The following is an 18,792-nucleotide window of genomic DNA, read 5'->3' on the forward strand; positions in this document are numbered from 1 at the left end:
AAATTTTCGGGGTTTCGCTTGCAGAAACATTTGCCTATAAGCCGCTTCTAGCCTGAAAAGACCATAAATGCGCGCCCCGGCCGGTGACCTCCCACCCTGGCCGGTTTTTCGCGCAGCTAGAGACGGATAAGAGCTATGCCGAAGCGCCAAGATATCAAATCGATCCTCATAATCGGCGCGGGGCCGATCGTCATCGGTCAGGCATGTGAGTTCGACTATTCCGGCACGCAGGCCTGCAAGGCGCTGAAAGAGGAAGGCTACCGCGTCATCCTGGTCAATTCCAACCCGGCCACGATCATGACCGACCCGGGGCTGGCGGATGCGACCTATGTCGAGCCGATCACGCCGGAAGTCGTCGCCAAAATCATCGCCAAGGAACGCCCGGATGCACTCTTGCCGACCATGGGCGGCCAGACGGCACTCAACACCGCGCTCTCGCTGCGCCGCATGGGCGTGCTCGACCGATATAATGTCGAGATGATCGGCGCCAAGCCGGAGGCGATCGACAAGGCCGAGGATCGTGCCCTCTTCCGTGAGGCCATGGCGAAGATCGGTCTTGAAACGCCCAAATCGCGGCTTGCGAACGCGACCGACATCAAGGATCTGGATCGCAAAGCGCATGAGGCGGAACGGGCGGAGCTGAAAGCCCGGCTTGACGGCGCCGAGCTCGACAGGGCGCTCGATGAACTGGAAAATCAGTGGAACCTCGGTGAAGGCGACCGCAAGCAGCGCTACCTCAACCACGCCATGGCAATTGCCGCGCAGGCGCTCGACGACGTCGGCCTGCCCGCGATCATCCGCCCCTCTTTCACGCTTGGCGGCACCGGTGGTGGCATCGCCTATAACCGTTCGGAATTCTTCGAGATCGTCGGGAGCGGTCTCGATGCGTCGCCGACGACGGAAGTCCTGATCGAGGAGTCGGTCCTCGGCTGGAAGGAATATGAGATGGAGGTCGTCCGCGACAAGGCGGACAACTGCATCATCATCTGCTCGATCGAGAACATCGATCCGATGGGCGTGCACACGGGCGATTCGATCACCGTTGCGCCGGCGCTGACCTTGACCGACAAGGAATACCAGATCATGCGCAACGCCTCGATCGCGGTGCTGCGCGAGATCGGTGTCGAGACCGGCGGCTCGAACGTGCAGTTTGCCGTCAATCCGGCGAACGGTCGGCTGGTCGTCATCGAGATGAACCCGCGCGTGTCGCGCTCGTCTGCGCTGGCATCCAAGGCAACCGGCTTCCCGATCGCCAAGATCGCGGCAAAGCTTGCCGTCGGCTACACGCTCGACGAACTGGAGAATGATATCACCGGCGGCGCGACTCCCGCATCCTTCGAACCCTCGATCGACTATGTCGTGACCAAGATCCCACGTTTCGCCTTCGAAAAGTTCCCCGGCGCCGAACCGACGCTGACGACCGCGATGAAGTCGGTGGGTGAAGTCATGGCGATCGGCCGCACCTTCGCCGAATCGCTGCAGAAGGCATTGCGCGGTCTCGAAACGGGCCTCACCGGTCTCGACGAGATCGACATCCCGGACTTCGACGAGAACGGCGACGGCCGCAACGCCATCCGCGCGGCGATCGGCACGGCGACCCCCGACCGGCTGCGCATGGTTGCCCAGGCGCTTCGTCTCGGCATGAGCGAGGCGGAGGTCCACGAGGCGTGCAAGATCGACCCGTGGTTCATCGCCCAGTTCAAGGCGATCGTCGACATGGAAGTGCGCATCCGCGAGCACGGCCTGCCACAGGATGCGGAAAACCTGCGTATGCTCAAGGCCATGGGTTTCTCCGACGCCCGGCTTGCGACGCTCACCGGCAAGCGTCCGAAGGAAGTGGCGGAACTGCGCAATGCGCTCAACGTTCGCCCGGTCTACAAGCGCATCGACACCTGCGCGGCCGAGTTCGCCTCCCCGACCGCGTACATGTATTCGACCTATGAAACGCCTTTCGTGGGTGCCGCGCGTTCGGAAGCGCAGGTTTCCGACCGCAAGAAGGTCGTCATCCTCGGCGGCGGCCCGAACCGGATCGGCCAGGGCATCGAGTTCGACTACTGCTGCTGCCACGCGGCCTTCGCGCTGAAGGACGCAGGCTACGAAGCGATCATGGTCAACTGCAATCCGGAAACCGTTTCGACCGACTATGACACGTCCGACCGGCTTTATTTCGAGCCGCTGACGGCGGAAGATGTGATCGAGATCATGCGCGCCGAACAGGAAAACGGCACGCTGCACGGCGTCATCGTTCAGTTCGGCGGGCAGACGCCGCTGAAGCTTGCCGAAGCGCTGGAAAAGAACGGCATTCCGATCCTCGGCACCGCGCCCGATGCGATCGATCTCGCCGAGGACCGCGATCGATTCCAGAAGCTCTTGATGAAGCTCGATCTTAACCAGCCGAACAACGGCATCGCCTATTCCGTCGAACAGGCTCGCCTCGTTGCCGCGGAAATCGGCTTCCCGCTTGTCGTGCGCCCGTCCTATGTTCTGGGTGGCCGCGCCATGCAGATCATCCATTCGGAAAGCATGCTGCAGACCTATCTGCTCGATACGGTACCGGGGCTGGTGCCGGAAGACATCAAGCAGCGCTATCCAAATGACAAGACTGGACAGATCAACACGCTGCTCGGCAAGAACCCGCTGCTTTTCGACAGCTACCTGTCGAATGCGACCGAAGTGGACGTCGACTGCCTCTGCGACGGCAAGGACGTTTTCGTCTCGGGCATCATGGAGCACATCGAGGAAGCCGGTATCCACTCCGGCGACTCCGCCTGCTCGCTGCCGGTTCATACGCTCGACAACGAGCTCGTCGATGAGCTTGAACGCCAGACGACGGCGCTTGCCAAGGCGCTCAACGTCGGCGGCCTGATGAACGTGCAGTTCGCCATCAAGGACGGCACGATCTACGTGCTCGAGGTCAACCCGCGGGCGTCGCGCACCGTCCCCTTTGTGGCGAAAACCATCGGCGCGCCGATCGCGAAGATTGCGGCACGCGTGATGGCGGGAGAAGCGCTGGAGACGGCGATTGCCGCCTATGGCCGGAAACCGGACCCGCGCAATCTGAAACACATCGCCGTCAAGGAAGCGGTCTTCCCGTTTGCCCGGTTCCCTGGCGTCGACACGCTGCTCGGGCCCGAAATGCGCTCGACCGGCGAAGTTATCGGCCTCGACACGGACTATGCGCTCGCCTTTGCCAAGTCCCAGCTCGGCGCGGGTGTGGACCTGCCGCGCGACGGAACGGTTTTCGTTTCCGTTCGCGACGAGGACAAGGTGCGCGTGCTGCCGGCAATCCGGATTCTCGCCGACATTGGCTTCAAGGTAATGGCGACCGGCGGTACGGCGCGTTTCCTCGGCGAGCAGGGCATTGCCGCCACCAAGATCAACAAGGTCCTCGAGGGCCGGCCTCACGTCGAGGATGCAATTCGCAACCGACAGGTCCAGCTCGTCATCAACACGACCGATGGCAACAAGGCGATCTCCGATTCGAAGTCGCTGCGCCGTGCGACACTGATGCAGAAGGTGCCGTATTACACCACGATGGCCGGCGCCGAAGCGGCGGCGCTTGCGATTAAGGCCTTGAAAGCGGGCAACCTCGAAGTGCGTCCGCTGCAGAGCTACTTCGACGCCTGACAATGTGCCTCTGCGCACCCGGTCTCGGGTGCGCAGCTTCATACATGGCAAGCCCATCCCATCGAACATCTGCCGTCGCATTTACCCTTGTGAATGCAACCTGAACGTTTGGTTCAGGTTGCATTCGAAGGCGGCATGTTTTTATGCCGCTATGCGCATGAGAGCCGGAATCGGCCGGCGACGCGCATGACCGGGGCAACGACGTGCAGCTTTATTTCTTCGATCTTCGTTGGGGCGATGAACGATTCGTCGACGATGAGGGCATCGCCCATTTTGACGAGGGTTCGGCGCTTTATTACGCTCAGCGCATTGCCGACAAGATCGGTCGCGACGCAGGTTACGGGTCGCTGAAGGTCGAGGTGCGCTCAAAGAGAGGCACCCTGCTCGCGACCGTGGTGCCATCGGTGGGGCGAGGTCGCGAGCGACTTGCCTTGGTCGGCCGGCGTTATCCGGGTCTCTTTCGCAATCCAGCCGACGGCGCCCCGGGTCCGGCTACCGTTCCCATGAGCCCACTGTGACGCTTGCAACCGGGAAGGAAGCGATCGGCACCGATCGCGCAAACGCAGCGGCTCAGCCCGATCTTTGCGTGCCGGATCGCTATTGAGGCACGCCGTCGCGCAGCAAGCGCAAGGTCCTGGCACCGAAGAAGAGCGATGCGGCAGCGATGGCGCAGCCGAGCGCGAACACGCCGAGCAATGCCGCGCACAGCACTGAGTCGCTCGCGCCTTCATCGAAACCGAGGGCATTGGCCGTCACACCGAAAACGGCTGCGCCGATCGCGTAACCGGCCGATTGCAGCGTCGGCAGCAGTGCGGAGGTCTTGTCGCGCTCCTCGGTGGGCGAGGCATCCATCAGCAACTGGCTGAGTGTTCCCCAACTGATGCCGAAGCCCATACCGATGGCGATCTGGCTCATGAAGACCAGCCGGTAGTCGCCGGTGCCGACGGTGAGCGTCAATCCGACGAGGCCAAGGCAGAGAAGCAGCGGTCCCGCGCAGATCAACTGAACGCGCAGGCCACGCGAGCGCAGGCTTGCGACCAGGATTGCTGTTGCGCTCCAGGAGATGGCCATCAAGGCGCTCGAGGAACCGGCGGCCGTCGGGCCGAAACCCCAAAGATGCTGCAATGCATAGACGAGATAGACGGAGCCGGACGCCTGGGCGAGCGGCATTAGGAGCACGACCCAGAGGCCGGCGCCGAGCGGGCGGTTGATCGAGAAGGCGCCGGAGGGCAGGATGGAGTTCCGCGATCGCCGGTCGACGCGGATCGTGTTGATGAAGATCGCGAGCGCTGTCGCCAGCAAAGCCGCCATGGCGTAGCCGTTGCCTGCCGTGTTGGAGACCGAAATCAGCAGAACGCCGATGCCAAAAGCGGTGAGCCGCAGTAACGGCACCGATCCTGTCGTCTTCTTGCCGCCCTGCCCCGGCCGGCGAACGATGGCGCCGACGAGCACGAGGAAGATCGCTGCGGCCGGCACGTTGACGAAGAAGGCGGCGCGCCAAGACCAATATTCAGTGAGCAGCCCGGAAATGAGCGGTCCGGCAAAGGCGGCGGTGGCCCAAACGATCGCCTCCGCTCCAAAGATCTTGGGCACGAGTCGCGGCGGGAAGAGCTCGGGTATCAGTGCATAACAGACGGCCGCGATGACGCCTTCGCCCAGTCCCTGCAGCACCCTGCCGGCAAGCACCTGCGGCATGCCGGTGGCCGCCGTGGCGATGACAGTGCCTGTGCCGAATACAAGCGCGGCCGCGATCAGCGTGTTGCGCGCGCCGAACCGGGCCTTCTGGTTTGCCGCCACGGCGCCGCCGACGATGGCGAAAACGAGGTAGAGCGTGAGCGCCCATGACAACAAGGCTGCGCCGCCGAATTCCTCGACTGCTGTCGGCAACGCCGTCGAAACGAAGAATTCGTTGAAGGCGAAGAGCGCAACGCCGAGGCACAGTGTCACCGTCGCAGCCAGGTGGTGTGGCCGCAGGAGTTCGCTCCAGCGCCCCTCGATTTCCCTTTGCCCCGCCACGTTCGACGCCCGTAGATTTTCTGCTGTCAAACTCATTGATCCGATTCCATCGTTCATGGAACCAGCACTGATACGACCTCAACCGCGGTTGAGGTAAAGAGGTTTTCTTTGTGACCCGCGCTTGTTGTTCAATCGCTCCGGTTGTACTTCCACCTCTTGGCGCCTCGGGAGGGCCGCGAAAAATCTGGCTTTCGCACTTCCGTTTCTGTTATAAGTGCGGTTCGGATGTTTCGGACGGTTCCGACGCTGGCGCGCCGGAGGCCGTTTTCTTTTGCGTTGGCGCCGCCGAAAGGTGGCGCCGCGTGTTTGATGAAGGATGATGAAATGGTCGACAAAGTGCCGATGACACAGGGTGGATTCGCCAATCTGCAGGAAGAACTGCGCTGGCGGCAGCAAGGAGAGCGCCCGCGAATCATCGAAGCGATCGCCGAGGCCCGCGCCCATGGCGACTTGTCGGAAAACGCTGAATATCATGCTGCCAAGGAAGCGCAGAGCCACAACGAGGGCCGGATCACCGAGCTCGAGGATCTGATCGCGCGCGCCGAGGTCATCGATCTTTCCAAGATGTCGGGGTCGAAGATCAAGTTCGGCGCCAAGGTCAAGCTCGTCGACGAGGACACCGAAGAGGAAAAGACCTACCAGATCGTCGGCGACCAGGAAGCCGACGTCAAAGCGGGTCGTATTTCGATTTCCTCTCCGATTGCCCGTGCGCTGATCGGCAAGGAAGTCGGCGACTCGATCGAGGTCAACGCCCCCGGCGGCTCCAAGGCCTACGAAATCCTCGCCATCCACTGGGGCTGAACGGCTCCGGCGTCATGATTTGGGTTGTGGTAACCCAATACGTGACCGAAGTTACCAAGGGAGGAGTGCGCTCATCCCGCTTAAAGGGGCGTGAGGCTCGCTCCGCCCCCTTCCCCCCTTTTGCAAATGATGCCCCTTTTGCAAAATGATGATTGTCGCATGTGCGAGGAGTGCGCTCACGTGGCCGATATCCGGGACATCGAGGTCATTGCGCCCAATTTCAAGCAACGCCTCTCCGGCGTCACTTCGACGATCATACAGCTCGTTCCGATCCAGCGTGCGCTCGGCCAGAAGATTGCGGTTCTCGGCCCTGGCCTTCCAACGACGTTGCCGTCGATCCGCTTTCGGGATCTGATCCATCTGTGGAAGGCCCCGGCGGGCCGGCCTTGCCGCGTCTGGCACGCGCGCCGCAATGTTGAAATGCTGCCGGCGATCATCCTGCGCGATCTTCTGCGCATGAAAATCAGGATCGTTTTCACGTCCGCCTCGCAGCGCCGGCACACGGGGTGGAGCAAGTTCCTTATCGGCAGGATGGATGCGGTGATTGCGACGAGTGGCAAGACAGCCGCCTATCTGCAGGTGCCGAATACCGTGATACTGCATGGCATAGACACCAGGCGCTTTCGCCCGGCGGCGGACAAAGCGGAAGCAAAACGTGCACTTGGGCTCGATTCTGGCAAGAAGATTGCTGGCTGTTTCGGACGCGTGCGCCGTCAGAAGGGTACGGATCTTTTCGTAGACAGCATGATTGCGCTCCTGCCCAGCCGCCCCGACTGGTGCGCGGTCGTTGCGGGGCGCGCGACCGGACAGCATCTCGCCTTCGAGGCGGAATTGAAGCAACGGGTTGCCAAGGCGGGCCTTGCAGATCGCATCCTCTTCGTCGGAGAACACACCAACATCCCCGATTGGTACCGGGCGCTCGACCTTTTCATCGCACCGCAACGCTGGGAGGGATTCGGTCTGACACCATTGGAGGCCATGGCAAGCGGTGTTCCGGTCGTGGCAACCGACGTCGGTGCTTTCTCGGAACTGATCGCCGGCGGTACCGAGGAAACGGGCGTCATCATTGCAGCCGACGATTTGGACGCCATGGTCGATGGTGCGGCCGCTTTCATGGATGACCTGCCGAGATTGTCGGCCGCTGCCGCCAACGGCCTTTCGTGGACCTCGAAGAGCTTCGCGATTGAGGGCGAAGCGCGGGCAATAGGCGCCATCTACGAAAAACTCATGCGCTGAGCGACATAGAAAAGACTACCGCTTTGAGCCGAAAAGCTTCAGGTAGGCGTCCGTAATGGCCTCTTTGGAAAATTGACTCATCAGAGTCTGGTGCCCGCGCTCGGCAAGGCTTGCGCGCAGCGCATCGTCGCTGACGATCCGCTCGACCGCATGCGCGAAGCCGTCCTCATCGCCGATATCGACCATCAGACCGTTTTCCCCATCGCGCATGAACCACTGCGGCCCCTCGGACCGGCTTGAGACGACCGGTGTTCCTTGCGCCCACGCCTCGAGAATGACATTGCCGAGTGGCTCGTGGCTCGAAGCCATCACGAAAATATCGGCTGCCGCAAGGAAGGGCCTCGTGTCCTTCTGCCATCCGGCGAAGCGCACACGGGCGGCGACACCGAGATCGGTTGCGAGCTTTTGAAGGTTGTCCCGCTCTTCACCATCACCGAGCAGCCAAAGGTAAGCGCCGGGCACTTTGGCGATCGCCTGGATCAATGTATGGAAACCCTTGCGTTCGACAAAGCGCCCCATCGACATGACGACCGGAGCTTCCTCCGGCGTGTCGAGCGTTGCCCGACTGACTGGTTCGACGCGGTCGGTGTTGGTGAAGTTCGAGATGATCTCGATCTCCCGCTTCCAGCCGAGCTTGCGAACATGTCCGGCAATGCCGGGCGTATTGCAGACGAGGCAGTCGGTGTTGCGAAAATAGTCGAGGCGTGGCGGATAGTCGCCGAGCCGGGAAATCTTGATGCAGCCCTTGTAGGCCGGCATCAGTTCGCTGGCGCGTGGTGCCCAAGCCATCAGCGCGTCCGGCCGGTCGCGCCTTGCCATGTGCATCACCCTGCGCGGCAGGAGCAGGCGATCGAGCGACAGGTTTCGGAAATGGCTTTCCACAATCCTGGTTGCGCCTTCGATCTCCGGGCGCCAGATACGCTGCGGTCGGATGACGGCCGTCTGCTTCACACCGCGCTCGGCAAGCGCGTTGACGAGATGGACGAAGAAACGCTCGGCGCCGCCATCCTTGCCGAAATGGAAGTGCATGATCTTCATTGCTTACTCTGCGCCCCTGGAGAAGAGTTCGAGATAGGCGTCGGTGATCGCCTGCTCGGAAAAGCGCGTGCGCAATGTTTCGCGGCCGCCGACACTCAATCTTTCCCGAAGCTCCGGATCGTCGCGTAGTCGACGGATTGCGTTTGCCAGGCCGTCGTCGTCGCCGCGGTCCACCATCAGCGCGTCGACTTCGTCCGTCATCACCCAGGACGGCCCCTCCGCGCGCGATGAGATCGTCGCCTTCCCGGCGCCCCAGCCCTCGAAGCAGACGTTGCCGAGCGGCTCATGCGAAGAATTGATGACGAAGACGTCACCGGCAGCGAGATAGCCGTAGGCGTTGGTCTGCCAGCCCGTGAACCGGACGCGGTCGCGAAGGCCCAACTCGTCCGTCAGGCCCTCGAGCCGCTCACGCTCCGGCCCATCTCCGACGAGCCAAAGGTGGGCGCCATCGACCTTCTCGATCGCACGGATAAGCCCGTCGAAACCCTTGCGCCTGACGAACCGACCCATGCCGACGACTACGAATGCGTCCGCCGGTGTCTGCATCTCGTCGCGTGCGATTGGAGCGACCGGTATCGCGCGGGTGAAGTTCGCAATGACTTCGATCCCGCGCTTCCATCCGAGCTCGCGAACCTTCGCGGCCATGTCCGGGGTGATGCAAACCAGCGTCTCCACATTGGTATAGTAGCCGAGATGCTCGGGATAATCGCCGAGGCGAGATATGCGCAGGGCGCCCTTGTATGCCGGCATGAAACGGCTTGCCCGCAATTGCCATGCCATGATGACGTCGGGCCGGAATTCGCGAAGAATGCGCCGCATCCGCCAATGCAGAAGGAAGCGCGAAAGCGATATTCTGCGGAAGATACCTTCGTAAACCGTCGCACTGCCTTCGATATCCTTGCGCCAACTGCGGTCGGGCCGGATGAGCACGCGTTGTTCGACGCCCCTGTCATACAGGGCATTGATGAGGTTGACGAAGAATCGTTCTGCTCCGCCTTCCTTGCCGAAATGAATATGCATGACCTTCATGGGTTACCTTTCGAGGCTTGGATCACCCTTCCCGGAATGGCGCTAGTGGGAAAGCGCGTCGTCGGTATTCGGCCGTGCCTTGAGCGCGTGCCTTTGATACATCTTGGCCGCCGTCAGAAAAGAATAGACAGCGCCTGTCATGGCCTCGATGAAGCCCGACAGGCCGCAGCGCCAAAGGCCGTTGCGAAAATAGAGGCGAAAGAAATAAAGCGGTGGACCGAAGACGAGCTTGTAGGACCTGGGCGGCTTGCCTGCTTCAAACTGCTGGTCGGCTTTCAGGCTCGAGTACTTGTTTTCCTTAAGGATCTGCTCATCCATCAACAGCGGCCGGAAATGAAGAAGGCTTCCGGAGCGGGCGTTCTCGACCTTGCCGTCCGGTACGATTCCTTCATGTACCTTCTGACTGAGATCGTATCGCCCCCTGCCTCCGCGGATCAGGCGCAGGTTCCGCCGCTCATGCACCTTTGTAGGTGTATAGCCGTAGCCGATAAGGTAAGGTCGTCGCGCAACGCGCCATCCCACCGTGTCCGCTGGGGCTTGGAGAAGCTCCGGCAAAAGCTTGCGCAGCGGCGCATCCAGCCTTTCGTCCGCATCGATATTGAAGCACCAAGGCTGGCTGCATTGCTCGAGCGCGAACTGCTTCTGTCCTGCATAGCCGCGCCACGGCTCATACAGGAATCGGATCGGCCAGCCCCTGTCGATATAGGACTGCACCAGAGCCGCCGTGCCGTCGGTCGAGCCCGAATCGACGATGACGATCTCGGCGCATTGATCGAGGCTTTCGATGCAATTGCCCAGATAGCCTTCTTCATTGAGGCAGATGATGAAAGCGGAAAGCGGAAGCTTGGAGGTCACGCCGATGCCTTTTCAAGCTGTTTGCGAAACGAGCCGCGCCAGCTTACGAAACATTCCGGCATTTTCCCCGATGGGGAGCATGTTTTCACGAGCAATTTCCTACAGGGGCCGCAGGCTGAACGAGGCGAACGCCGGCCGCACGGCTAGATTTCCACCTGGCACGCGTCCTTCACCTGGCGGATCGTCAGCATCGTGCGTACCGTGTCGACATTGTCGGTTGCCGTCAGTTCCTCAATAACGAAATCCTGGAAGCTCGCAAGGTTCTCGGCTACGCACTGCAGCAGAAAGTCTGATTCGCCCGAGACCATCCAGGCCTCGCGGACGAGCGGCCATGATGCGGTGCGGGCGGCGAATGCTTTGAGATTCGCATCCGATTGATGCTTGAGGCCGACCATACAGAAGGCAACGAGGTCGTAGCCGAGCGCCGACGCGTTGAGCAATGCGCGGTAGCCGCGAATGACACCTGATTCCTCCAGCTTACGGACGCGGCGCAGACAAGGAGGCGCCGAGATGCCCACGCGCTCGGCGAGCTCGACATTCGTCATCCGGCCGTTGCTCTGCAGTTCGCGCAGTATTTTCATATCGATGGCATCGAGCTCGACGCGTATGACCATTGCCTAGCATCCCCAATTGTCGGCCTTGGCGAGGAGGCCTTATATGCCCGCCAGCAGGATCGTCGACAGTATCGGGCCGTCCCCGCCGCAACTGCCCTGACGAATGTAGCGCCAATCGCCGCTTCAAGCTGCAAGCGGACGATAGCGCCGTCGCCACGAATGCGACAGGTCCGCCGTTCCTGCAAGCGGCTAATTTCGCTCCGGTGAGTAGCATGCAACGTGACGCCAAAACGAGAGCACTCACTGCCGCATGCACAAAAACCTTCGGGCTGCGCCTTCAGGACGGTGGCGGCGCAAACACAGCGGATTGCCGTTGCGGCGGAATCGCACACCGTGGTCGGCCGATGCGTCGAAAACGATGCAAAAATGCCCGATCTGGTGCCAAAACGCTGCCCCTGCCCCAAGCACTTGTGTGTATCGGCGGCCGCACCCTTGAAAGTACGAGCGGTGAATACCTAAAGTAAGGCAATATTTTGCCAATAACCACGGAACCGGATAATGCTGCCTCGGCTCTCCGGCCTTTCAAGGACACGTTCATGACCGCCCGCCATACCAAAGTGCTGATTATCGGCTCCGGCCCTGCTGGCTATACTGCGGCGATCTATACGGCACGCGCCATGCTGTCGCCGGTGCTGATCGCAGGTATGGAACAGGGTGGCCAATTGATGATCACCACCGACGTGGAGAATTATCCCGGCTACGCCGATCCGGTCCAGGGCCCCTGGATGATGGAACAGATGCTGAAGCAGGCGACGCACGTCGGCGCGGAGATCGTCAATGACCTCGTTACCGATGTCGATCTTTCCGTCCGTCCCTTTCGCATCAAGACCGATAGCGGTAACGACTGGACCACGGACGCATTGATCATTGCTACCGGCGCCAAGGCGAAGTGGCTGGGCATCGAAACGGAGCCGACCTTCATGGGCTTCGGGGTTTCGGCATGCGCCACCTGCGATGGCTTCTTCTATCGGAACAAGGATGTGATCGTCGTCGGGGGCGGCAATTCCGCCGTGGAAGAAGCGCTCTACCTTTCGAACCTGGCAAAGACCGTCACCGTCGTTCACCGCCGCGACGCATTCAGGGCGGAAAAGATCCTTCAGGAGCGTCTTTTCGCCAAGCCGAACGTGAAGGTCATCTGGGACCACGAGGTCGTCGAATATCTCGGCACGCCCGCAAAGCCGCCGATGCCTGCTTCGGTCAACGGCGTGAAGCTTCGCAATACCAAGACCGGCGAAACCACGGACATGGTGACCGATGGTGTTTTCGTCGCGATTGGCCATGCGCCGGCGGTGGAGTTGTTCAAGGGCAAGCTTCGCCAGAAGCCGAACGGCTATCTCTGGACCGCACCGGACTCGACGGCAACCGATGTCGCAGGCGTGTTTGCTGCCGGTGATGTCACCGACGACGTCTATCGCCAGGCAGTCACGGCCGCCGGCATGGGCTGCATGGCGGCGCTCGAGGCGGAGAAATATCTGGCGGGTCATATGCCCGTCGCAATTGCAGCCGAATAGAAGCTGCGAATCGGGGCGCGCGCCGCAAGGCGCCGCGTCTCGCGTGGGAACAGATGCATCAGCCACAACCGGAGGACGATTACACAGTTCCCCGGGAGTGGTCGTTTATGGGGGCATTCATGTCGTTAGACTGGGATAAACTGCGCATATTTCATGCGGCGGCCGAGGCAGGCTCGTTCACGCATGCGGCAGACAAACTCCATCTTTCGCAATCGGCCATTAGCCGTCAGGTCAGTTCGCTCGAACAGGACGTCGGCATCAAGCTCTTTCATCGCCACGCGCGCGGTCTGATTCTCACAGAACAGGGTGAGATTCTATACCGCACTGCGCACGAGGTGCTGATGAAGCTTGAGAGCGTCAAGGTGCAACTGACCGAGACGACCGACAAACCGACCGGCAAACTGCGCATCACCACCACGGTCGGCCTTGGCCAGGGCTGGTTGACCGACAAGGTTCAAGAGTTCATGTCGCTGCACCCCGACGTGCAAGTCCAGCTCATTCTCGACAATGAAGAGCTCGATGTGAACATGCGGCACGCCGATTGCGCGATCCGGCTGCGCCAGCCGCAGCAGTCGGATCTGATCCAGCGCAAGCTTTTCACGGTGCACATGCATGTGTATGCCGCCCCCTCCTACATCAACAAACACGGTGAGCCCCAGTCCGTCGAGGATCTGGACAATCATCGGATCATCACCTTCGGTGAGCCCGCGCCAAACTACCTGCTCGATGTGAACTGGCTGGAGATCGCCGGACGCGATCACGACAATCCGCGGATCTCGCATTTGCAGATCAACAGCCAGACCTCGATCAAGCGCGCCTGCCTGCTCGGAATCGGCATTGCCATGCTTCCCGACTACATCGTCGGCCGCGACCCGGGGCTCATTCAGCTCCCGATCAGCGCGGATATCCCCTCTTTCGACACCTATTTCTGCTATCCGGACGAAATGAAGAATGCAGCGAAGCTGAAAGTCTTCCGTGACTATATCGTTGCCAAGGCGCGCAACTGGAATTTTTGACGGCTGCTTCAGTTGCTTGAATTCTGGGCAATTGCTCAGTGCGTTCGTAAGTCTTTGTTTCAGAAAGATATATTCTAACGCGGAAGAAGGTCTCTGTAGATTGGAAGCATTGTGCGCTGCAAAAATGTGCAGGAATGCGCGCACGGCATGGCTGTCATGCATATTAAATGATTGCTGCACGCCCAAAAAAACAGCATACCAAACCCAGCTGATGCATCTTTGGTGGCTTCTCCTCCCAGTGCCACCGCAGCAGCTGTTCCCCTCTGGAGGTTCTTATTACCTTCACAACTACAAGGGCCCAAGTTTTCTTGTGGCCCTCTTTTTTTGCCTGCCGTTTGGTCACAGCCGTCAGTTGAGAAAAACGCAGGAGCGCGCTATTGAAAGCCGCCCTTGCGCTCCCCATATCCCTTTTGGCTGATGCATATGGCGGCATTCTCCTCCCAGCCGCCGCAGCAGCTGTTCCCCTCTGGAGGTTTGAAACCTTCACAACTGTAAGGGCCCCAGTTTTCTTGTGGCCCTCTTTTTTTGCCGTTGAAACAGCGTGATTTCAGATCGACGCAAAGGGGGGTGCCCTGGCGTTGGAAAGGTGTGCTTGGCGACTCCTTTCACGGCACTCCGCAAAATCACGGGCATGTGATTTGTATATCGAACTTTATCGATACATATATTGATATAACCAGGTAAGGCGATTTATCATGGACAAAGACGAGATCCTGAAGGCGTTGGCGCATCCGGCCCGCATGGAAATCCTCACATGGCTGAAGGAGCCGGAGGTGCATTTTTCCGGTCAGGAGCATCCTCTTGAAATGGGTGTCTGTGCCGGGCAATTCGAACGTTGCGGACTGTCGCAATCGACTGTGTCGTCTCACCTCGCCGTGCTCCAGCGCGCCGGCTTGGTCACGACCCGCCGTGTTGGCCAGTGGGTTTTTTACAAGCGCAACGAGGAAACGATCGCCGAGTTCCTGAAGGCTATCGGCAATCTTTGACGGCATTCGTCCTCCCAAGCCTCACTTTCTCCCAAGTCTCAACCGAAACGGAAAGGACATTTTCATGGCTTCTCTCTTCGACCCGATTACGATCGGTGACATCACGCTCAAGAACCGGGTGGTGATGGCTCCGCTTACCCGCAATCGCTCACCGAAAGCGGTCCCGAATACGCTGAACGTAACCTACTATGAGCAGCGCGCTTCCGCCGGCCTGCTGATTACGGAAGCGACAGCGATCACGCATCAGGGGCAAGGCTATGCGGACGTTCCGGGTCTTTATACGCCCGAGGCGCTCGAAGGATGGCACAAGGTGACGGAGGCAGTTCATAGGGCTGGCGGCAAGATCGTCGTCCAGATGTGGCATGTCGGTCGCATCTCGCACACATCTCTCCAGCCAAATGGCGGTCAGCCCGTGGCTCCGTCGGCGATTCGGGCAAAGTCGAAGACCTATCTTGTCAATGGAGACGGAACTGGCAGCTTCGCGGAGACGTCCGAGCCTCGCGCGCTGGACCTGGCGGAAATTGCCGGTATCGTCGAAGACTACCGCAAAGCCGCACGCGCCGCGATCGATGCCGGCTTCGACGGCATCGAAATCCATGCCGCAAACGGTTATCTGATCGACCAGTTCCTTCGCTCCGGTTCCAACAAGCGCACCGACGCCTATGGCGGCTCGATCGAGAATCGCGCGCGCTTCCTCTTCGAGGTGGTTGATGCGATCACGAAGGAGATCGGCGCGGGGCGCGTCGGCATCCGTATTTCGCCGGTCACGCCGTCCAATGATGCCTTTGACCCGGAACCGCAGGCGCTCTTCACCTACGTGGTGGAAAAGCTTGCTCGCTATCCGCTTGCCTATCTTCACATCGTCGAAGGTGCGACAGGCGGGGCACGCGATCATCAGCAGGGCGATCGCCCCTTCGATTACGCCGGTCTCCGAGCTGCTTACGCCGCCGCCGGCGGCAAGTCTGCGTGGATGGCGAACAACGGGTATGACCGCGAACTTGCCGTCAGAACCGTCGAAAGTGGTGAGGCCGATCTGGTCGCTTTCGGCAAGCCCTTTATTGCCAACCCCGATCTCGTCCGCCGGCTTAAGGACGGTGCAATGCTCAATGCGCCTGACCAGGCGACCTTCTACGGTGGCGGCGCCAAGGGATACACTGACTATCCGCTGCTTGATCAGGTGGCTTGAGGCCTAAGCCTGGATTAGGGGTTCCGTGAAACGCGGGGCCCCTTTCTGCCTGGTTTCTGGAGGAAGGCGAAAGTGCCGAACGTCCGCTCGCCATTGCGGAGATTGCCGCGGCTACACTGAACCGCTAAAGCTCACTGCGTTCTCGATGGCGTCGTGTCGCTGCGCTGTTGATCGAGAGCAGTCAGGGAGAGCAACATGCAGATCAGAGATGCGGCCGACGGCGATCTCGAAGCCATTCGCGATATCTACAACGATGCGGTGGCGAACACGACAGCGATCTGGAACGAAACGCTCGTGGATATCGCCAATCGTGCTGCATGGCTCAAGGCACGAACATCGGCCGGTTTTCCTGTGCTCGTTGCCGTCTCAGACGCGGGCGACGTCATCGGCTATGCCTCCTTCGGTGAATGGCGTGCTTTCGACGGCTATCGCCACACGGTCGAGCATTCGGTCTATGTGCGCAGCGACCGGCGCGGAGGCGGTATCGGCCGGGCGTTGATGGTTGCGCTCATCGAGCGCGCCGAGGCACTTGGCAAGCATGTGATGGTCGCTGGGATCGAATCGAGCAACCTCCCCTCGATCCGTTTGCACGAGCAGTTGGGCTTCGAGCAGACCGGACACATGAAGGAAGTCGGTACGAAATTCGGCCGCTGGCTCGATCTGACCTTCATGCAGCTGACCCTGCGCACCGGTTCGCCGACCTGAGATTGTCTTCGCTGTTTTTCGTTATCGGCGAAGATGCTATGTATGCTCACTCGTTCGTCACCGAGGAGCCGCATGGTCGAACAGAGCCGAGCGCGCAGATGCCGCATCTGGGGCAACCGAATGGGACGTCTGGCGCGCGCTGCCGGCGCCGCGTTGTCGGTCGCCGCGGGGTTCTGCGCTGCCGTCTCCGGAGATGCGGAGGCCCGCACCGATGCGCCGCCGGTTCCTCCGCGAAAGTGTCTCTATTCGGGCATTTCCGCAGCAAACCCGTCTCTTCGTCTCTGCATCAGCCCCGATAATTTTGCCCGAGATGTCTGCGGCATCATTGAGCACTACGCCGAGGCAAACGACCTGCCCGCCCCCTTCTTCGCGCGGTTGATCTGGCGCGAAAGCCTTTTTCAGCCGGACGCCATCAGTCCGAAGGGTGCGGAGGGAATTGCCCAGTTCATGCCGGCAACGGCAAAGCTGCGCGGCTTGTCGGACAGCTTCGATGCTGTGGCGGCACTCGGGAAATCGGCGGAGTATCTAAGTGAGCTGAAGTCGCGTTATGGCAATCTTGGCTTTGCCGCGGCGGCCTACAATGCTGGCGAGGCGGGCCTTGAGCGCTTCCTCGAAAATGACCGGCTGCCCTACGAGACGCGCGACTACGTTTTGGCGATCACAGCTTATCCTGTCGAAGACTGGCGCGACAATCCACCAAAGTTGCTCAATCTTGAGCTCGACAAGGATAAGAGCTTCCTGGATGGCTGCGTCGCGCTGGCCAATACCCGGCGGCTGCGCGAGCTCGTCATAGCCGACGAGGCCGTCTGGGCGCCCTGGGGCGTCCAGCTCTCGGCGCATTATCAGAAATCCGGTGCGCAGCGGCTGTTCTTGCACGCAGTGAAGAGACTGCCGGCGCCAATCAACACCGAAAAGGCAGTCCTCGTGCGGGAGCGAAACGGCGCCTTTGGAGCGAGAAGACGGTACGCGGCCCGCATCGGCCGGCAGACGCGCGCCGAGGCAAACGAGCTTTGCGCCGCCATTCGCAAGAGCGGCGGCGCCTGCGTCGTTTTCAAGAACTGACTCTCAGGCTTCGCGGCGCACCGGAGCAACGTTCGACGGCTGCCTTCCGAGGTCCCTCGGCAGGCAACCGAGCGAGGCGAGAGTTGCTGTAACCGCGTCGTCTGTCGCCGTCTGTGGCTCGTCGCCGAGCGTGGCGATCAGCCGGTCGTTGCGCATCTCGAGCGGCTCACGCCAAAGATAGCGCATTTCCTTGAGCTCCTTGAAGAGCGGCACGAAGGGTGACGCAAGGGACACGAACCACCAGGGGAAGCTTTTGACCTTGAGATCAGGATTCCCGACAGCGCGCCGGATCGCCGCAATCATCTTGGTGCCGTCGTCATCGAAGAAGCCGCGCATATGGTGGGCCGCAAATGGCGGAAGGCTTTCCGCCCGCTCGATCAATCGGATCATCGTCTCCGCGACATCCGGCAAATAGGCCCATTGGTGGGCAATTCCCTTCTTCCCCGGATAGCTGATCGCCGTAAGCGGTTTCCCTGGCTTCACCAGTCCCTGGGAAAACCAGTTGTTGGCGGCGCCAGGACCAAAGAAGTCCCCTGCCCGCAGAATGATCACACGAACACCGGCTTCGGACGCAGCCTTCAGCCTTGCTTCCATTTCCTTGCGGATGGCGCCCTTTTCCGTCCGTGGGTTCTGTGGCGCATCTTCGTCGAGTACGGGAAAGGCGTCTGGCCCGAAATTGTAGATCGTGCCGGGCAAGACGATGCGGGCACCGACGGCCTTGGCAGCGGCGATCGTGTTATCGAGCATCGGCAATACGAGTTTGCCCCAGTCGCGATAGCCGGGCGGGTTGACCGCGTGGATGATCACGGACGCGCCCTCGGCCGCAGCTCTCACGTCTGTGGCGTTCATTGCGTCGCCCTGGATCCATTCGACGGCCGGTGCCTTTCTGGACGCCTTCGCTGCGTCCCGGTTCAACGCCCGGACCGTCCACCGGCGAAGGTGAAGACCGCGGGCGACCGCGCCGCCTATTCCGCCGGTTGCGCCCAGCACGAGAACCGTTCCTGTCTTGTCCTGCGTTTCCGCCATTTTTCTCTCCATCGTCTTGGATGGATCGAAGATCGCCGGCTTCAGCGTCAAACGGAATTGTCTAAATAGCTATGGCAACTATAC

General features: G+C 60.7%; 16 protein-coding genes. 10 read left to right on the forward strand and 6 right to left on the reverse strand.

Features of this window, described 5'->3' with window-relative positions; genetic code table 11:
• The first annotated feature begins 135 nt into the window (after positions 1–135).
• Positions 136–3,627: a carbamoyl-phosphate synthase large subunit gene (gene carB, locus QA637_RS06700; protein ID WP_153440997.1), complete on the forward strand. Its 3,492-nt coding sequence runs from the start codon at positions 136–138 to the stop codon at positions 3,625–3,627.
• Positions 3,628–3,830: 203 nt separating this feature from the next.
• Positions 3,831–4,145, forward strand: coding sequence for a DUF6894 family protein (locus tag QA637_RS06705; protein WP_184108739.1), 315 nt, complete (start codon positions 3,831–3,833; stop codon positions 4,143–4,145).
• Positions 4,146–4,224: 79 nt separating this feature from the next.
• Here QA637_RS06705 and QA637_RS06710 read toward each other — a convergent pair whose 3' ends face one another.
• Positions 4,225–5,679 (reverse strand): MFS transporter, encoded by a 1,455-nt coding sequence (locus tag QA637_RS06710; RefSeq protein ID WP_283064378.1) that lies wholly within the window; start codon positions 5,677–5,679, stop codon positions 4,225–4,227.
• Between the two features lie 288 nt (positions 5,680–5,967).
• On the opposite strand from QA637_RS06710, the gene greA reads away from it, so the two are divergent.
• Positions 5,968–6,444 (forward strand): transcription elongation factor GreA, encoded by a 477-nt coding sequence (gene greA / locus QA637_RS06715; RefSeq protein ID WP_136505474.1) that lies wholly within the window; start codon positions 5,968–5,970, stop codon positions 6,442–6,444.
• Positions 6,445–6,624: 180 nt separating this feature from the next.
• Complete coding sequence (locus tag QA637_RS06720) at positions 6,625–7,680, forward strand: glycosyltransferase family 4 protein (RefSeq protein WP_184108741.1); 1,056 nt, start codon at positions 6,625–6,627, stop codon at positions 7,678–7,680.
• 15 nt (positions 7,681–7,695) lie between these two features.
• Here QA637_RS06720 and QA637_RS06725 read toward each other — a convergent pair whose 3' ends face one another.
• From QA637_RS06725 to QA637_RS06740, 4 genes are all read right to left on the reverse strand, one after another.
• Positions 7,696–8,718: a glycosyltransferase gene (locus QA637_RS06725; RefSeq protein ID WP_153440993.1), complete on the reverse strand. Its 1,023-nt coding sequence runs from the start codon at positions 8,716–8,718 to the stop codon at positions 7,696–7,698.
• Positions 8,719–8,721: 3 nt separating this feature from the next.
• The gene (locus QA637_RS06730; protein ID WP_153440992.1) at positions 8,722–9,747 is read right to left on the reverse strand and encodes a glycosyltransferase; all 1,026 of its coding nucleotides are present in this window, start codon (positions 9,745–9,747) and stop codon (positions 8,722–8,724) included.
• A 42-nt stretch (positions 9,748–9,789) separates the two neighbouring features.
• Positions 9,790–10,602, reverse strand: a complete 813-nt coding sequence (locus QA637_RS06735) for a glycosyltransferase family 2 protein (RefSeq protein ID WP_184108743.1) — start codon at positions 10,600–10,602, stop codon at positions 9,790–9,792.
• A gap of 143 nt (positions 10,603–10,745) precedes the next feature.
• Positions 10,746–11,216: an Lrp/AsnC family transcriptional regulator gene (locus tag QA637_RS06740; RefSeq protein WP_153440991.1), complete on the reverse strand. Its 471-nt coding sequence runs from the start codon at positions 11,214–11,216 to the stop codon at positions 10,746–10,748.
• A gap of 536 nt (positions 11,217–11,752) precedes the next feature.
• On the opposite strand from QA637_RS06740, the gene trxB reads away from it, so the two are divergent.
• From trxB to QA637_RS06770, 6 genes are all read left to right on the forward strand, one after another.
• On the forward strand, positions 11,753–12,727 hold the full coding sequence (trxB, locus tag QA637_RS06745) for a thioredoxin-disulfide reductase (protein WP_153440990.1): 975 nt from the start codon (positions 11,753–11,755) through the stop codon (positions 12,725–12,727).
• A 119-nt stretch (positions 12,728–12,846) separates the two neighbouring features.
• A complete protein-coding gene (locus QA637_RS06750) occupies positions 12,847–13,743 on the forward strand; it encodes a LysR family transcriptional regulator VtlR (protein WP_153440989.1) in 897 nt (298 codons plus the stop codon).
• Positions 13,744–14,438: 695 nt separating this feature from the next.
• Complete coding sequence (locus QA637_RS06755; RefSeq protein WP_153440988.1) at positions 14,439–14,729, forward strand: ArsR/SmtB family transcription factor; 291 nt, start codon at positions 14,439–14,441, stop codon at positions 14,727–14,729.
• A 64-nt stretch (positions 14,730–14,793) separates the two neighbouring features.
• Positions 14,794–15,915, forward strand: a complete 1,122-nt coding sequence (locus tag QA637_RS06760) for an alkene reductase (protein ID WP_153440987.1) — start codon at positions 14,794–14,796, stop codon at positions 15,913–15,915.
• Positions 15,916–16,110: 195 nt separating this feature from the next.
• On the forward strand, positions 16,111–16,620 hold the full coding sequence (locus QA637_RS06765; protein WP_153440986.1) for a GNAT family N-acetyltransferase: 510 nt from the start codon (positions 16,111–16,113) through the stop codon (positions 16,618–16,620).
• Positions 16,621–16,692: 72 nt separating this feature from the next.
• The gene (locus QA637_RS06770; RefSeq protein WP_153440985.1) at positions 16,693–17,682 is read left to right on the forward strand and encodes a transglycosylase SLT domain-containing protein; all 990 of its coding nucleotides are present in this window, start codon (positions 16,693–16,695) and stop codon (positions 17,680–17,682) included.
• Between the two features lie 3 nt (positions 17,683–17,685).
• Here QA637_RS06770 and QA637_RS06775 read toward each other — a convergent pair whose 3' ends face one another.
• Positions 17,686–18,708, reverse strand: coding sequence for an NAD-dependent epimerase/dehydratase family protein (locus QA637_RS06775; RefSeq protein WP_283064382.1), 1,023 nt, complete (start codon positions 18,706–18,708; stop codon positions 17,686–17,688).
• Positions 18,709–18,792 lie beyond the last annotated feature (84 nt).

It is taken from the genome of Sinorhizobium terangae (assembly GCF_029714365.1).
In the GTDB taxonomy this organism is placed as follows: domain Bacteria; phylum Pseudomonadota; class Alphaproteobacteria; order Rhizobiales; family Rhizobiaceae; genus Sinorhizobium; species Sinorhizobium terangae.

Bases quoted from the DNA above. Each gene is read 5' to 3' on its own strand.
- carB (WP_153440997.1), top strand. From the start codon at position 136: ATGCCGAAGCGCCAAGATATCAAATCGATCCTCATAATCGGCGCGGGG.
- QA637_RS06710 (WP_283064378.1), bottom strand. From the start codon at position 5,679: ATGAGTTTGACAGCAGAAAATCTACGGGCGTCGAACGTGGCGGGGCAA.
- greA (WP_136505474.1), top strand. From the start codon at position 5,968: ATGGTCGACAAAGTGCCGATGACACAGGGTGGATTCGCCAATCTGCAG.
- QA637_RS06725 (WP_153440993.1), bottom strand. From the start codon at position 8,718: ATGAAGATCATGCACTTCCATTTCGGCAAGGATGGCGGCGCCGAGCGT.
- QA637_RS06730 (WP_153440992.1), bottom strand. From the start codon at position 9,747: ATGAAGGTCATGCATATTCATTTCGGCAAGGAAGGCGGAGCAGAACGA.
- QA637_RS06740 (WP_153440991.1), bottom strand. From the start codon at position 11,216: ATGGTCATACGCGTCGAGCTCGATGCCATCGATATGAAAATACTGCGC.
- trxB (WP_153440990.1), top strand. From the start codon at position 11,753: ATGACCGCCCGCCATACCAAAGTGCTGATTATCGGCTCCGGCCCTGCT.
- QA637_RS06750 (WP_153440989.1), top strand. From the start codon at position 12,847: ATGTCGTTAGACTGGGATAAACTGCGCATATTTCATGCGGCGGCCGAG.
- QA637_RS06755 (WP_153440988.1), top strand. From the start codon at position 14,439: ATGGACAAAGACGAGATCCTGAAGGCGTTGGCGCATCCGGCCCGCATG.
- QA637_RS06760 (WP_153440987.1), top strand. From the start codon at position 14,794: ATGGCTTCTCTCTTCGACCCGATTACGATCGGTGACATCACGCTCAAG.
- QA637_RS06765 (WP_153440986.1), top strand. From the start codon at position 16,111: ATGCAGATCAGAGATGCGGCCGACGGCGATCTCGAAGCCATTCGCGAT.
- QA637_RS06770 (WP_153440985.1), top strand. From the start codon at position 16,693: ATGGTCGAACAGAGCCGAGCGCGCAGATGCCGCATCTGGGGCAACCGA.
- QA637_RS06775 (WP_283064382.1), bottom strand. From the start codon at position 18,708: ATGGCGGAAACGCAGGACAAGACAGGAACGGTTCTCGTGCTGGGCGCA.